General features: G+C 61.1%; 13 protein-coding genes and 3 pseudogenes. 4 read left to right on the forward strand and 12 right to left on the reverse strand.

Annotation, left to right across the window (positions count from 1 at the left end):
- Positions 1-622: 622 nt before the first annotated feature.
- The 4 genes and pseudogenes from CUJ89_RS26650 to CUJ89_RS38885 all read right to left on the reverse strand — a co-directional run bounded on the left by CUJ89_RS26650 (position 623) and on the right by CUJ89_RS38885 (position 5,186).
- A complete protein-coding gene (locus CUJ89_RS26650; protein ID WP_114180342.1) occupies positions 623-2,908 on the reverse strand; it encodes a sigma-54-dependent transcriptional regulator in 2,286 nt (761 codons plus the stop codon).
- 810 nt (positions 2,909-3,718) lie between these two features.
- Positions 3,719-3,919 (reverse strand): annotated as a pseudogene (locus CUJ89_RS26655) (transposase); the annotation flags it as partial.
- Positions 3,920-4,345: 426 nt separating this feature from the next.
- Positions 4,346-5,015 (reverse strand): annotated as a pseudogene (locus CUJ89_RS26660) (DUF4158 domain-containing protein); the annotation flags it as partial.
- 42 nt (positions 5,016-5,057) lie between these two features.
- The gene (locus CUJ89_RS38885) at positions 5,058-5,186 is read right to left on the reverse strand and encodes a hypothetical protein (RefSeq protein ID WP_265341764.1); all 129 of its coding nucleotides are present in this window, start codon (positions 5,184-5,186) and stop codon (positions 5,058-5,060) included.
- 74 nt (positions 5,187-5,260) lie between these two features.
- On the opposite strand from CUJ89_RS38885, the pseudogene CUJ89_RS26665 reads away from it, so the two are divergent.
- Positions 5,261-5,362, forward strand: a pseudogene (locus tag CUJ89_RS26665) (integrase); the annotation flags it as partial.
- Between the two features lie 56 nt (positions 5,363-5,418).
- On the opposite strand, the gene CUJ89_RS26670 reads toward CUJ89_RS26665, so the two are convergent.
- Entirely contained in the window at positions 5,419-6,474 is a 1,056-nt protein-coding gene (locus CUJ89_RS26670) for an NAD(P)/FAD-dependent oxidoreductase (protein WP_114180343.1), read from the reverse strand.
- Positions 6,475-6,959: 485 nt separating this feature from the next.
- On the opposite strand from CUJ89_RS26670, the gene CUJ89_RS26675 reads away from it, so the two are divergent.
- The 3 genes from CUJ89_RS26675 (at position 6,960) to CUJ89_RS26685 (ending at position 8,878) form a co-directional block, all read left to right on the forward strand.
- A complete protein-coding gene (locus tag CUJ89_RS26675; protein WP_114180344.1) occupies positions 6,960-7,667 on the forward strand; it encodes a succinate dehydrogenase iron-sulfur subunit in 708 nt (235 codons plus the stop codon).
- A 283-nt stretch (positions 7,668-7,950) separates the two neighbouring features.
- Positions 7,951-8,319 (forward strand): carboxymuconolactone decarboxylase family protein, encoded by a 369-nt coding sequence (locus tag CUJ89_RS26680; protein ID WP_201752335.1) that lies wholly within the window; start codon positions 7,951-7,953, stop codon positions 8,317-8,319.
- Positions 8,303-8,878, forward strand: coding sequence for a hemerythrin domain-containing protein (locus tag CUJ89_RS26685; RefSeq protein WP_114180345.1), 576 nt, complete (start codon positions 8,303-8,305; stop codon positions 8,876-8,878). The genes CUJ89_RS26680 and CUJ89_RS26685 overlap by 17 nt, the downstream gene beginning before the upstream one ends.
- 208 nt (positions 8,879-9,086) lie before the next feature.
- Here CUJ89_RS26685 and CUJ89_RS37850 read toward each other — a convergent pair whose 3' ends face one another.
- From CUJ89_RS37850 to CUJ89_RS26715, 7 genes are all read right to left on the reverse strand, one after another.
- Complete coding sequence (locus CUJ89_RS37850; RefSeq protein WP_152036668.1) at positions 9,087-9,479, reverse strand: hypothetical protein; 393 nt, start codon at positions 9,477-9,479, stop codon at positions 9,087-9,089.
- A complete protein-coding gene (locus tag CUJ89_RS26690) occupies positions 9,479-10,354 on the reverse strand; it encodes a helix-turn-helix domain-containing protein (RefSeq protein WP_114180346.1) in 876 nt (291 codons plus the stop codon). Before CUJ89_RS26690 ends, CUJ89_RS37850 begins: the two co-directional genes overlap by 1 nt.
- Positions 10,355-10,506: 152 nt before the next feature.
- Positions 10,507-10,776 carry a DUF2249 domain-containing protein gene (locus CUJ89_RS26695; protein WP_114180347.1) on the reverse strand — a complete coding sequence of 90 codons (270 nt, stop codon included), beginning with the start codon at positions 10,774-10,776 and terminating at the stop codon, positions 10,507-10,509.
- A 38-nt stretch (positions 10,777-10,814) separates the two neighbouring features.
- Positions 10,815-11,354 carry a hemerythrin domain-containing protein gene (locus CUJ89_RS26700; protein ID WP_114180348.1) on the reverse strand — a complete coding sequence of 180 codons (540 nt, stop codon included), beginning with the start codon at positions 11,352-11,354 and terminating at the stop codon, positions 10,815-10,817.
- 25 nt (positions 11,355-11,379) lie between these two features.
- Positions 11,380-12,579: an NnrS family protein gene (locus CUJ89_RS26705; RefSeq protein WP_114180349.1), complete on the reverse strand. Its 1,200-nt coding sequence runs from the start codon at positions 12,577-12,579 to the stop codon at positions 11,380-11,382.
- Complete coding sequence (locus CUJ89_RS26710; protein ID WP_114180350.1) at positions 12,576-13,094, reverse strand: RrF2 family transcriptional regulator; 519 nt, start codon at positions 13,092-13,094, stop codon at positions 12,576-12,578. Before CUJ89_RS26710 ends, CUJ89_RS26705 begins: the two co-directional genes overlap by 4 nt.
- Positions 13,095-13,818: 724 nt before the next feature.
- The gene (locus CUJ89_RS26715) at positions 13,819-14,685 is read right to left on the reverse strand and encodes an IS5 family transposase (RefSeq protein WP_114180351.1); all 867 of its coding nucleotides are present in this window, start codon (positions 14,683-14,685) and stop codon (positions 13,819-13,821) included.
- Positions 14,686-14,814: the final 129 nt, after the last annotated feature.

The following is a 14,814-nucleotide window of genomic DNA, read 5'->3' on the forward strand; positions in this document are numbered from 1 at the left end:
GCTGAAAAGATGGTCGCCGTGATTCGCGGAGCCTCCGCGAGCACTAGACAAAGCAACGCATGTGCCAGTTGCCGCACGTCCGGCATGCGCCCGCAGGATCCGCTGCGGCTCGCCGATCAATGGACGAATTCGTCCGGTCGCTTGCTGCGCGATGGACGAATTCGTCCATGTGCGGCTGCATGGTTCAGCGTCTCGGATGCAATGACAGTCACGACCAGGGGCTCGAGGGAAGAAGGTATGGATGGACCGCCGCGAGCGCGGCGGCTGGGGAAGGTCGATCAGCGAAGGGGGAATGCACGATTGCCGACAGGATGCGCAAGTACGCGCGGCGACGGTGCTCGCCGGTTCGAACCGAGCAACAGGTCTACGCGGAGTGACACGCGTCGACTCCGCTGCACGCGCGCTGCATCACTACCGTGTACGCCGCATTGAAGCGCCGGGCGAATCTCGACTCGTCACTGGCAAAGCACACGCAGATCGTGGAAGCTTGCCAACATCCGGGCATGTCGATCGCCTGTCACGCCGCGTCGACGTCGCCGGTGCCGACATCCGCCCGGGGATGCAGGGTCAGGGGACCCAATTCGTCGTGCCTCGCATTCAGGAAATCGCGTTGACGTCATCGCTACAGCAGCCCTGGCGCCTGGATCAGGCCCGGGGCCGGGAGCGCAGCCGCAGACACGTGCAACGGTCGCTCGAGGGCTTCGACGGCTGATGTCGTCCGCGTGGACTGTCTCAGCAGATCCGCCAGATACGCCGTCGCGGCAAGCCGCGCGGGGACCGAGCCGAGCGCCAGCGCCGTTGAGATCGCGATGCGCAGCCCTTGCTCGGCCGCGCCGGTATCGCCGAGCATCCATTGCGCACGTGCCTTGACGATCAGCAACTCGCCCAGATAAGCGCGCTCCTGTCTGCGGATCACTTCGTCGAGCGCCTCGGAAACGAGCGCTTCGCATTGCCGCGCGCGACCTGTGCTCAACAGGAGCTCACCATGCTTCCAGGTCTTGATCGAATAGAACAGCGCGCCACCATGCTTCGCGATGTCGTTGTCATAACCGTCCAGCAGCATCGCCTCGGCTTCTCCGTGCTTGCCGACTGCGCTCAGATAGCACGCCCTGAATATTCGGGCCGCCCCACTGCAACAAGCCGGACCGCCGGCTGACGATGCAGCGTCGAGCGCGCTCGTCAGATCCCTGAGCCGATCGGTGTCGTTGAAGAGCATCGCGAGCCACGCAGCACCCTGGAGATCGGCCGCGCGACCGGGCGATTGCGGATGTTCTTCCTCCGTTCGCGCGATCAAACTGTCCATCGCACGGCGTGCATCGTCGACTGCCCCGGTCTGGTATGCGGCGAGCCCCTCGAGCGTCAATGCGAGTCCCGCGACATCGACGCCCTGGGCCCCGAGCCGGCGGTCGGCGCGGCCGATGCTGCGCAGCCCGCCGCGGGACAGCGATGCCAGCGCTTCCTCGCTGTCGCCGAGCCAGAACAGCGTATTGGCCAGCGCGACGTGGGCCTCGTCGAGCGCGGCCCGATCCCCCATCGCGTGCGCGCGCTGAAGGAGTTCCTGAGCCGTGGCGCGCGCCTTGCTGAGCTGCAGCGTCACCAGTTGCGTCGTCCAGATGCCGAATTGAACCGCCGCGAGTTCACACGCGTCGCATACGCCGTCGCCAATCGACAAAGCCGCTTTGTAACAGGCCATCGCCTCGGGAAACTGCCAGCCATGGATGCTGCGCAGGTTGACGGCAAGCAGGCGATACGCGCCGAACTGAAGTCGGCGGCTGTCTTCGGTCGGGCTGGTCTTTTGCAGCAGATCGAGGCAGCGACGCAGCAGCGCAACGGCTTCGCGAAACTCGACGGTGCCGACCAGTGCTTCCGCACGCTCCAGGCACTGTCTCGCTTCCCCGTGTTGTGTTTCGCGCGCCTTGAGCCGGCGCTCGATGACCTTGCGGCCGACACCGAGCAACGCGGCCGCGGCGCTCTTGTTATACGAAGCCCTCTCCAGCGCGCGATCGATCAGCAGTCGTTCGGCTGCGGCCAGCTTGTCGTCGCCGCCAAGTTCCAGCAGGCGATCCGCGAGATGGGCACGCGCGGCGGCGTCGTGCGCCTCTGTCGCCAGAAACGGCGCCAAGGTCTCGGCGTCGATCCGCGCATGCTGTACAAACACGCTCAGCTGACTGACGAGGTTGCGCAACTGGCGCACATTGCCTGGCCACGGTTGTTCGCACAGCCGCTTGATTGCAGCCGGCGTGAACGCGATCGCGCGCGCTTGCTGGGCCGCAAAATGGGCTGCGAGGAGCGGGATGTCTTCGCTTCGCTGCGCGAGCCCTGGCACGTTGAGGATGAATACCGCGAGCCGGTAGAACAGGTCTTCGCGGAACCGGCCGGCGTGCGCTTCTTCCAGCAGGTTTCGATGCGTCGCTGCGACGACGCGCCCGTGGAACCGCAGGTTTGCCGATGCCCCGATCGGACGGAACGCGCGCGTTTCGAGCACGCGGAGCAGTTTGGGCTGCAGCGCAAGCGGGAGCTCGCCGATCTCGTCGAGAAAGAGCGTGCCCGACCCTACCTGCTCGAACAAGCCGCGGTGGTGTTCGACGGCGCCCGTAAAGGCACCTCGCATATGACCGAAGAACTCCGCTTCGATCAGGTCGTGGGGGATGGCGCCGCAATTCACGTCGATGAACGGCATGTCGCGACGCGGCCCGTTTGCGTGAAGACGCCGCGCGACCAGTTCCTTTCCGGAACCGGTCGGCCCGACGATGAGCAGCGTGTGCTCGGTCGGCGCGAGACGGTCGATCATCCCGACCAGTTGGCGGAACGCGGACGACACGCCGATCAGCGGATGCGCTTCAGGTGTACCCGTGTCGCATGCGCACGCGTCAGGGCCGGAGGCGGCCCTGTTTCGTATCGGATTCATCGCGCGATGCGCAGAAATCGCGATGCACGCCGGTGCAGGATGACGTCAGGCCGCCGAATAGCGGTGCCGGCGCGCGCCGTCGCGTCAGAATCGGGCAACCTGCCCACGCTGCGGATTTCTGTCCCCGGTTTTTGCATGCTCTTTCCTATTCGGTCGAATTCGAGAGCGATTTTTTCAATCTTTTTCCACAAAGCACGACAGCAGCGCTTGTCGAATCAAACTACAGCACGTTTCTTATTTCAGATTCCCGATTCTTAAATCGTCACGGCCGGATGTTGGCTGAAGCTTAAAACAGTCTAGCGTGAATTCGTAAGACAAGGATTAAAATAAATGGGGTGGGAGTATTGTTTTTAAAAGTACGCCGGTGCGGGAAATAATTGTCATTATTGTTTACGACATTCCGCAGGCTACCCGGCGCGGTTGATCAGGGGACAGATCCAGAGTGCCGGCGATACGAAGTGCCGAGCGTGTTCGCCCGAGTTACAAGTCGGTCCATGCACTGGAGCGGGGACATCGACGTGTCGCGTTCCGCGATTCGTCCCGACGCCTGGCCATCCCGGCTGTTTAGTTGATGAATTTGCGTCGTTGTCACATGATCCCCAACACGAGCTCTTATGTGACGAGATAATTCCAATATACTTACAACCAAAGAATGCTAATTACGCTCTATTTCAAACCGCCCATAAATACGCGCACCCCATTCACCTATAAATCAAACCCCAATAGTCGCGCGCCGCACGAATTTCGCGGGCATGCACTACGATCAATGGTTCTTTATAAGAACGTCACCAGAAACACTTGGAGACGGCTTCATAAAGGCTGCTGAGTGCGCTGCAAGGTATTCCAGCAGATCATGCAGCAGCCGAGTTTGAAGAACGCTTCATGTATGTCGGCACGCCGTTCGAATCGAATCCGCAGACGCCGAAAATGGTGCATCCAGGCATGCGTACGCTCAACGACCCATCGAACCTTTCCCAGGCCACTGCAGTGTGGTTTTCCGCGCCGGGCAATGCTGGTGGGAATACTCAGCGATACGCGCACTTGGTAACGGATAGGCTCGCCGAGGCCGTGAAGACGATCGGCCGATCGTAGGCGTCCGACACGAATCGGGCAGAAAAACCCACACCCTTAATGTAGGAGCACTCCGTTTGGCGCGCCCGAAATCGCCGGAAACCCATGTGGCGGAAGGCAGCAGATTCCAACAACCGCTCGCACAGACCCGCCAGGTAAGACTCCCTCAATCGCAGACGGCTTCCTACCCATGATCCTACCCATATTTCCCGGCGGCGATCCAATCTCGGCCGCAATGCCTTGCCGGCAAAGAGACGTCGAGAAAATTCCCGACAAGTTACCCCACGGGCTCTGCTACGTCCCTGGTCGACCAGCGCAAACCGAAGAGTCGGTGCAAATCGAGCCATCGCTCGGTTTCGGTGAGGATATCCAGGATGCAATCTCCCGTAGTCCGGGTCGTTTCGGTTCCCGCTTGAGTTCGTTCCACTGTGTTCGGCCGCGCCGGATCTGAAACGGCGCGTCGACACGACGCCGTCAAATTATCATCGAGAGAGTCGACGAACGCGCGGTAAATCGATTCATGGAGCTGGCTGCGGGCGTGACCGGTGATCCGGGTGAGCGTCGCAACGGGCGGCAACTCGTAGCGTTGCCGGACCAACTCTTTCAGCACCACGTTGACGATGTTGGGCAATTCCGCCTTGGTTCGGGCCGCATGTGCGGCGATGTCGACCAGCCATGCATGTGCGGTACTGTCGACGGGGAGAATCCGGACGAACTCGCGCAGGCTTTTCTGGTGCCGGGATTTGCTGCCCGAGCGGTCGTAGCGCGCGAGAGTTGTGCGCGGCAGCGGACGGACGCCGAGCACCGCGCACACGTGTTCGATGATGGCGGGCGGCACGTCCGAGATCACCGGCATGTACCCGAGGCGCTGCAGCAGCTTCAGTTGCGCAAGGATCAGCACGCGGGTAGGCGCTTGGCGGAACTGACCGAAGACGAACCGGATCTCCGCCGCCCTGGGTGTGTAGACCGTCCGCAATTCCGCGTCCTCCAGCTCCGCCGGGAGTACCGGGTACGCGGGTTCGTGAATTTTGGTCATCGATGCGGCCTAGATACTCGAAGTCTCGGCATTGTTGATCGATCAGCGTTTCGGGAACTTGAGGTGCCCCGATAGCACCGCTGCGGCGAGGTCGGCATCGCTCATGCCTATGATCCGGTCGATGGTGTCCTGAGACAGTTCGTCGACCAGTGCGAGAATCTGATCCTGCAACGCCGATAGCTGATCGGCCCCATGCCGCCAGATGCGCGGGCATGTCGCGCTGTTCAGGCGTCGAGACCTCGGACTACGGAAAAGAGGCCGAACGCCTGATTCTGTGGGCGCGCGTTGAGGGCAGTTGCGCACTGTCGTCGCTCACCACCGACGATGCGATCGCCTATCGAAGTTTTCCGCAAGTGTGGTCGGTGGATATGCGTGTAAAGCGTGGTGACATCTCGGGCCTCAGCTACGGATGAGCGGCGGCCACGCGCTCGGCAAGCTTTGCGTCGTAGCTCGAGTGCACATGCACACGCTTCTTGTCGGGAAATGCATAAGTGTATGCCTTGCGCAGCGCGAGCGAAGCCTCATGAAACCCGGACAGGATCAGCTTCTGCTTGTTTGGGTAGCCGGCAATGTCACCTGCCGCGAAGATGCCTGGCCGTGAGCTCTCGTAGTACGACGTATCGACGACGATCCGTCCCGCCTGCATGGCGATCCCCCAGTTGGCGATCGGACCGGGATCCGCGACCATTCCGTACAGCACGAGCAATTGATCGGCGTCGAGGCACACCGAGCCGCCGATCTGGCGAACCTCGACTGATTCGAGTGTCCCCCCGGGCGCATTCAGCCCGGCAATCGTGCCGACCACGAAATCCATTTCAGTTGCCGCGACTGCCTGATGGAACCGGGCGACGCTCGAGTCCGTCGCGCTGAAGCCGCTGCGTCGATGGACGAGTGTCACGTGCCGCGCGACTGAGCGTAGCGCCAGCGCCCAGTCGAGCGCCGAGTCGCCGCCGCCCGCGACCACGATGTTCTTTCCGGCAAAGCTGTTCATGTCGGAGACGCTGTAATGGAGGCACTGGCCTTCAAGGAGTGCCGCCTCGTCGAGGGCCAGCCGCTGCGGCACGAACGCACCGTTGCCCGCCGCAATCAGGATTGCCGCAGCGTCAAACTCATGCCCCTTGTCGGTGCGGGCAAGCCATCGACCGCCCTCGAGCGGATCGAGCGTCTCGATGCGCTGACCGAGATGCATCGGGGGATTGAAGGGCCGACATTGTTCGACGAGACGATCGACGAGATCGCGCGCCGTGCACGACGGTATCGCGGGGATATCGTAGATCGGTTTGTCTGGGTACAGTTCAATGCACTGGCCACCGGGGCGCTCGATCCCGTCGACAATCTGGCACGAGAGTCCGATTATGCCTGCCTCGAATGCGGCGAACAGGCCCACAGGGCCTGCGCCGACAATCAACACGTCGGTTCGCAAAAGATTCGAGACCAACGAATTTTCCGGGGATGTCACGTGTATTCCTCATGAATGTCATGCGGGCCGCACCATTTCGCCTGCCGTCTTTTCCCTTACCGAGCCGGTGCAGCACTTGCAACGACGACATGCCAGCGCGCATCGACTACTCGAAGGTCAGACGGGCCCGGCCTGATTCTGGCCAGTATCGCGACTGCCAATATACATCATGTCGTGATATAAATTGAATGTCTTGACATGGAGCAAAGCCCCCCCGATTTCCGCTCGATAGGGTGAGAGTCAGCGGTCCATGACGCGATGTGACTGCCGCAGCAGCTCGAACGGAACATGATCCAGCCCTCTTGCTAAACTGCGTCCAATTTTTGGCAGAACAGCCATGGCTTCCGGTGTTGACGGCGTCTTACCAACGCGAACAATTATTGGAGCACGTCCGTGACCGAATTCTCCGTCTGGGATACCGTTGGGAGTGACATAGGAGACAACCCGCGCTGGATACGAAATCCGTTCCACCGAGGAGGAACATCGTGAGTAACACTAGAACCTTTGAAATTTTCCGCTACGATCCGGACCGGGATGCCAAGCCGTACATGCAAACGTACGAGATAGAGGCCCCCCCTGGTGACCGGATGTTGCTGGATGTACTTGTCCGGATCAAGGCACAGGACGAGACGCTCAGCTTTCGGCGTTCGTGTCGTGAAGGTGTGTGCGGCTCGGACGCGATGAACATCAACCGCAAGAACGGGCTCGCCTGCATCACCAACCTTAACGATCTCCCCCGTCATACGGTCCTGCGTCCGCTGCCCGGATTACCGGTCGTTCGCGACCTGATCGTGGATATGACCGCGTTCTTCAAGCAGTACTACTCGATTAAGCCCTACCTGATCAACGACACTCCCCCACCCGAACGGGAAAGGCGCCAGTCGCCCGAGGAACGCGATCAACTCGACGGTCTCTATGAATGTGTTTTGTGCGCGTGCTGTTCCAGCGCGTGCCCCTCGTACTGGTGGAATCCAGACAAATATGTCGGTCCTGCCGGCCTCCTGCAGGCCTACCGCTTTCTGGTCGATTCCCGCGACGAGGGCACGGGCGAGCGGCTGGACAATCTTGACGATCCGTATCGCCTCTTCCGGTGCCGGACGATACTGAACTGCACGGACGTCTGCCCCAAAGGCCTGAATCCGGCCAAGGCGATCGGGGAGATTCGCACCATGCTCGCGCGCCGGACGATCTGAGTGCCGCAAACTGACACAGGGAGGCTGTTATGGCCATGCCACGGATGACACAGGGGAACTGATCGACGTTCGCGCGCACGCATCCTTACCGGCACCGCTTCATCGTTGCGTATCTGGAGTTCAAGAGATGGTTACGAACGGGTTCCACCGCCCGGTCGGCGTGACGGCGGGTTTTCGGGAACCTCTTTCATGGCGGCGTCAACACCGGCCCGTCGGGCTGGATTGCGAGTGCGACGATGTCGACTGCGGACATCCGCGTTTTTTGCGTTTTAGCGGGGGGTGAATGATGGGCGACTCAATGTATCCGCAGTGGCACGCGGAAATTGCTACGCGACGCCGGGAACTCGCCCCCGAAGCGCTCGCTGCGTTCCGGGCTTTCAATAGCAGCGTGTTTGGCGACGGCGCGCTGCCAGCGAAAACGAAACAGCTGATCGCCGTGGCCGTCGCACATGTGACGCAGTGTCCCTATTGCATCCGCGGTCACACAAAGGAGGCATTGAAGGCCGGGGCATCGGAGAATGAGATCATGGAAGCGATCTGGGTCGCGGCCGAGATGCGTGCCGGTGCAGCTTACGCACATTCGGCACTCGCGCTCGACGTGATGAAGCAAGAGCGGCAGTCGTGCGAGGCCCGGCATGACGAGCATCATTGACAACCTGATCACCGAGCACCGGCGCCTGGAGCGACTCGTGCGGCTCCTCGAACGTCAATCGATGCTCCGTGATGCGCAGGCGGCACCGAACGCCGCAGTGCTCGTGGATGCCCTCTATTACCTCACGCGGTTTCCCGACGTGAACCACCATGCACTGGAGGATCGCGTCATCGGCAAGCTGCTCGAGAAGAAGGCGTTATCCACCGAGTTGGCAAGCGAGCTGTCGGCGCAGCACGCGACGCTGGCACTTCAGGGCCACGAACTGATTCAGGACCTCGAATCCAAGGTGCGCGATGAAAATATGTCGAGAGAGCTCCTCGAATTTCGCATCCGGCTGTACGCGGAGCGGCTGCGCCATAACATGGCGGTTGAGGAACTCACGCTGTTTCCGATCGCGACGCGTCATCTGGATTCGGGCGACTGGTCCTCGATTCTGCAGGCAAGCCCAAACCAGTCCGCTGACCCACTTTTTCAGACCCCGGTCCACGAGCGCTTTGTGCAGCTGCACCGCGTAATCGCTGCCGAAGCCGATTGCGGATGCCCGGAGGGCGACGCGTAGAGCCCCTTGCAGTGAAGACGGGACGGTTGCCGGCCTGGGCCACCCCGCCTTCAGCAACGGATCTATGACGGTATTCGCGCCGGCCCGCTAGCGGGGGGATCGCTTGCCGGGAAGCTCTCCGCCCCGGCCTCGTCGATCAGGGCTTCGAGGTGATCGGCGCGCTGACGCGCCACGCACTCAGCTTCATGAGGGATTTGCATGATGGGCCTCAATGATGGTCTCGACTGCGATCAAGGTTTGACAACGCATCTTTCGAGACCTGGCGCGTTGTTTTGCAAAGCCGGATAACGAGAACTTCTCCCAACGGCGTCATCTGAGGTTTGCCCCGGCATCTGCGACACCGGTCAATCTTGACCAGATTGCCACTCAATAATGGCAGCAAGTCGGGCCGCTCGATGCTGACTTGCTCAGGGGCGTGAGCGACGAGCATGAGTGTGGCGATCTCGTGCGGCGTCAGCATCGGGAAATTCGTGGCGCAAGTGGGAGACGCATCGCATTGCAGCGCGGTCCGCTCTGAAGACCGTGCTTGCCCATCCCGCTGGGTGTCGAGGTGGTTGACCTGTCGGGATGCAATGCCTTCGAATTCGTATTGAGTTTCCATCAATGTCCTCCTGGCCGATGTTCTGGCAAGCGAACATCAGGCGCGTACCCGAATGCCTCCCGGTGGGGTTGACCCCGGAAGGAAGCATGGCCAACGTCTGTCGCCAGCTTCTGCAACCCGTCAATATCGAGAATCCGGAGATCCTTGCCACGCACCTCGATCAGCCCTCGCCCCTGCAATTTCGACAACATCCGGCTGACTGTCTCGAGCTTCAGACCGAGGTAGCTGCCAATCTCCTCGCGCGTCATCTTCAGTGTGAACGCAGCGGCGGAGTAGCCGCGCGCCTGCCAACGCTTCGACAGGTCGGCGAGAAATGTAGCCACCCGCTCCTCCGCCGTCGTAGTGCCCAGCAGCATCATGAGGACAGACTCGCGCACGATCTCAGCGCCCAGCATCTGATGCACATGGCGCTGGACTACCTTCACTTCCCGGCACAGCATCTCGAGTAGGTCGAACGGCATCACGCACACGGAACTGTCTTCCAACGCGATCGCCTCGCAACTGTGTCTGCCGGTGGCAATGCCATCGATGCCGAGCGTGTCGCCTACGATGCCGAAGCCCGTGACCTGCTCATGCCCCTCGTGATGCATGACCACGGTCTTGAACGAACCCGCGCGGATCGCATAGATGCTCGCGAAGGTGTCGCCCGGGCGATACAGAGCATGCCCGCGATGCACGGTACGGACGCACTGCACGGCGGCGTTGAGCCGCTCGTGGGTCAAGGTGTCAATTGAACTGCGGGTGCATAGTCCTGCCATCGCGCACGTCTTGCAGGCGATGTTTGACGCCGGCCTCCCTTGGTCGGTTTGCCGCGCGAACGGCTCGCGATAGTAGAGAGATGTCGAACCTCCATAAGGTTCAGTCATGGTCAACATGTTTTTCTCTATCCACAAATATCCAAGTGATCGGAGGCGTGTTGGCGGCCATCGCGAGACGCTAATCTCTCGTGCAACGCACTGGATCAACTGGCTTAGTCAAAGAAATGTCTCTGCCACCGCGAGACTTGTTGCCGCACGTAGCGGACATTTCAATTCACCGCCTTCACCGTGAAGTCAATCACGATGTTGCCCGGCTCGCGAGCGACGTACCCGAAATCCACGCGCGGCCCGAAGTGATGCTCGATTGGGGCCAGAAGCAGGAGCGGGTCATGATCGTTGACGAAGCGCATCACCTCGCCTGGTTCCAACTCATCGAGCGCGCCGAAAATGGCCGCGTAGCGGAAACGCTTGGCGATGCCGCAGGCATCGAAGACGTATTGCTGGTTAAGAATGGGCAGGACTTCTGTGCGATTTCGCATGGGTGTTTCTTCTGAAAGGCCGTCGGCCGTGGCCGTCGCTACGGCGTAGTGGTGCGTCGGGCCACCATAGCCGCGCTTAGCTTGGCCATCTGCCGCCGATCCAGGCTCGCTTCGGCAAATGGCAGAACCTCGCTCTCCTCCAGCGCGATGTGGCCGCGGTACGCATCGGCAAAGTCATCCACCCAAACGCGTTCAAGCAGCCTTGCTTTCCCTTGGGCAATGTCGGCGAGCACAGGTCGCAACCGCCCCCACCCTGCCTCCAGCGATTGATGCTCGTCCAATAAGAACGCGATCCGTTTAGTCACCGACGAGCCATGCCGTCGATCGACCTCAATCAGCATTGGAAAGAGGTCTTGTTCCTCATCCGCATGATGATGCGGGCCCGCGACGTCGAAATAGCGCAGGATGTTTCCGGCTGCCTGCTGCGCCTGGGTATCAGTGCCATGCACGGGAAGGTGCGCCGCGAGCTTCTTGAGCGTGGCGCACTGTGCGGCAATGCGTTCGTGACACGCCCTGAGCATCTCGATCGGTTCGTCGAACGAGGGCGCAGACTTGACCAATAGACTATTCGACTTCATTTTGCATCACTCACATCGTTTCGCTTCAGCCAGCCTTGCCGTCAGTTCGCGGGCGTGTCAGGTAGGGCCAATATTGGAGTGCGTACATGGCGAACGCCACGCACCAGCACAAGCCGGCGGCGTCGATCCACCACGCGCTCCAGCCACTCGCCAGCAACGGACCAAAGACGCGTAGAACGGCGGCGGCGATCACGAGGCAGTAACAGGCAATCTCGGCTGGTCCGGCGACGAGATTGCGGCCGGTATGTCCGAGCGCGGTCCGTGTGATCATGGCGATGATCGCGCCTCCGAGCGCACCGACGGTAAGGGCATGCAGCGCGATGGAATGCGGTACCAGTCCGACTGCACTCAGCATCAGCAGGCCGAAGCCGAGTGGAACCCAGGCGTATGCCGCGTGAAGGATGGCGAGAATCGGCCGGCGGCCGACTTTCCACGAGCGCCATCCAGCAAGCCGGATGCCATGGACCACCGCCGTCGCACCCGCCGCGCTGCCAACAAGCCACGCACTCGCGCCTAGCGCGTCGAACCCAAAAGCCAGCAGCGGCAGCGGCACGGCCAGCGCTTCGACTACCCGCCAGCGCCTGAATGTATAGCCGGGCACAGCGTTGGCAGTGAACATCGGCGTCACTCGACCCGCGATGATAGTGACGAGCGTCACCAGCAGCCCAACAGCGGCGCCAGCAGAGCGCAATGCCAGATCGGCCCGTCCCTGCAACACCCAGGCGTGAAACAGGATGTTCAGAAGACCGAGCATGCCCAGCACGACGGGTACAAAGATATTGTGGCGGTTGCGTGCCGGGATAAGCACGCGCAGCAAGGCGATCATCAGGACCGGCAGAAACGCCGAATCCACGATCGCGGCCAGCAGCTCCGGGCCGGACCATACCGCGATGCGCCCCACGAGCCACAGAAGCCATAACAGGGCCAAAGGCGCGCCGGATGGTGTTTTGAGCGAGGTCCAGGCCCGCACCGCCGTCAGCAGAAAGCCAGCGACGATGGCTGCGGCAAACCCGAAGATCATCTCGTGCGTATGCCACAGGATGCCACTGAGTGACGTCATCCGACCTGCCGACACAATGCCATGCAGCGCGCCAAGCCAGACCAGAATGGCGAGCGCACCGAACAGCGCGCCCCCGAGGTAAAACGGCCGGAAGCCGAGTCTCAGGACGGCCAGCTCCGATGCAGGTGACACGAACGAAGAACGGTGCGGCAGATGCATTTTCATTGCTGGCCTCCTGTGCGGCGGCTCGTACTGCCACGCGGGCGCGACACGGCCACCGATACCAACTCGCGAGGGTCGGCCATGCCCAGGACAGTCGCCGCCACCGTGGGCGCCGCGATGGCTTCTCGCAACGTCATAGTGTCGAGCTCGTGGAGAAAGGCGTCGACCGCCCGGTACAACCTGTGCCTCAGGTTGCAGGCCGGAAAAATCGTGCAGCCGTGTGCGACGGTCATATCTTGGCAACGCACGACGGCAAAATCTTTTTCGGCGGCCCGCACAATTTCCCCTACCGAAATCTGCTCGGGCGCGCGCGCAAGGCAAGCGCCGCCAGCCCGACCGCGCGAGGTTTCGATGAAGCCGACCTGGCTGAGCCCGTGAACGATTTTCGTCAAATGATTGCGTGAAATACCGTAGGCGCCCGCGATCTCGTCAATGGTCGAAACGCCACCGCCCGGGTACTTCAGAGCCAGATACATCATCACCCGAAGCGTGTAATCGGTGTAGAGAGTGAGGTGCATGGTGGCTCCATCCCTGAAACGGCGCTGTTGGACCCGCGCGTGCGAAGCTGTTCAACGGCGACACATAACATGCATTAAAAATACTTCATTGTCAGCGAATCCACAATGACGTCGATCGTCGAGTTGCGTTAATCATTGGGGACCACGTCTCGAGCGCCTTTGTGATCACGCGCACCCGTGCGCCAGCACTGGCTTTGGCGACGGACGGTTTGCATCCGTTCGACCATGCGGCTAATTGACTCATATCGGATTCGCGTGTCCGCTGAGAATCGGTTCGAAATGGAGTCGAAGCCTAAGCTCGGCCAGTAATGCGCGCCGACGTACTCGTCGATCCAGCTAACGCGGATTAATGATGGAAAAACGGTGCAACGCCGGTGGCCATTGCTCTTACGTTTTTGTAATGGAGTACCAAACACTGTCGAATGGTTGCCGGAAGTCCGCCGGCAGTTACCCATTGTGATTTACTGTCGCGCCACGACTAAACTGGAATGAGTAACGAACGGAGCACCGGTTCGAGGCGCGCTCATGGAGGTGCGGGCCGGCGCTAAGCAGCCGTAAACACGAAATCCAGCTTGCCTGTTTGGCCACCGCACGAGTACGGCACGGGGTGAGCGCCTGGACTGGCGGTAGCTCTGCACGTCCTGCTGGCGGCGATGGTGATTTCTGGTGCGCACCTGTCGCACCATCTCACACCCCCACTAGCTCGGACGCGGTGATTAAGAATCTATCCGTAAATAATGTTGACCGACAACTTCACTTTACGGAACGCGATGATCGCCGCGGCGATGTGATTGAGCGCGACGAAGCTGCGCTCCAGTTTTTCGTATCGCACGAGCAACTTACGAAAACGGTTGAACCAGCTGTGACAGACCTCGACCACCCACCGTCGCGCTTTCTTCGTTGGATCGCGCCGCTTGGCATCGGCCTCTTTGCGTCGATCGACGACGTGGGCAATGTAGCCGTGCGACTCGATCGTCTCCAATGCACGTTTGCCTCGATAGCCTGCATCGGCGCAAAGATGCTTGCTGCGTCGAGTTCTCGGCGTCTTGCGCTTGACCATGATGGCTTGGAGCACCGCGTCGAGTTGCGTGACATCATGCCTATTGGCTCCGGTCACGACGAGCGACAACGGGACGCCACGCCCGTCCACCAGCAGGTGGCGCTTGCTCCCTTTTTTCCCCCGATCCGTCGGGTTGCGTCCCACAGCCTCTTGCGCCATGGGCGCTTTGAACATGGCCCCGTCGATGCTTTGCCATCGCCAGGCGATGCCTTCCATCTGGTCGTACTCGGCGAGTCCGGCCTGCCAGATGGCTTCGAACACGCCTGCCGCCTCCCATTCCAAGAAGCGCTTGTGCATCGCGCTGGCGCTGCCAAATCGTTCTTTGGGAAGCGCTTTCCATTGGCAGCCCGTGCGCAGCACATACATGATCGCCTCGAACACCTGTCGCGCCGGCTTGGCGGGTCGCCCCGCGCCGGGCTTGCGCAAGTACTCTTGGCCTGCCGGACGCTCACGCTGCGGGATCAACGGCTCGACCCGCGCCCAGAAATCCTCCGTCACCACCCACGATTCCACTCGCTTGCGTGTTGCCATCTCTTCGTTCCGTCGCCGCTTGCAGTGCGGCCCGGAGCAAGAGTTTACTATTTACGGATAACTTCTAACGCGCCCGGCATGTCGTTGCCGTTGACCACGTCGGCCCAGCATTCGGCGAACTCGGCGTCG

This window comes from Burkholderia pyrrocinia (assembly GCF_003330765.1).
Classification (GTDB): Bacteria; Pseudomonadota; Gammaproteobacteria; order Burkholderiales; family Burkholderiaceae; genus Burkholderia; species Burkholderia pyrrocinia_B.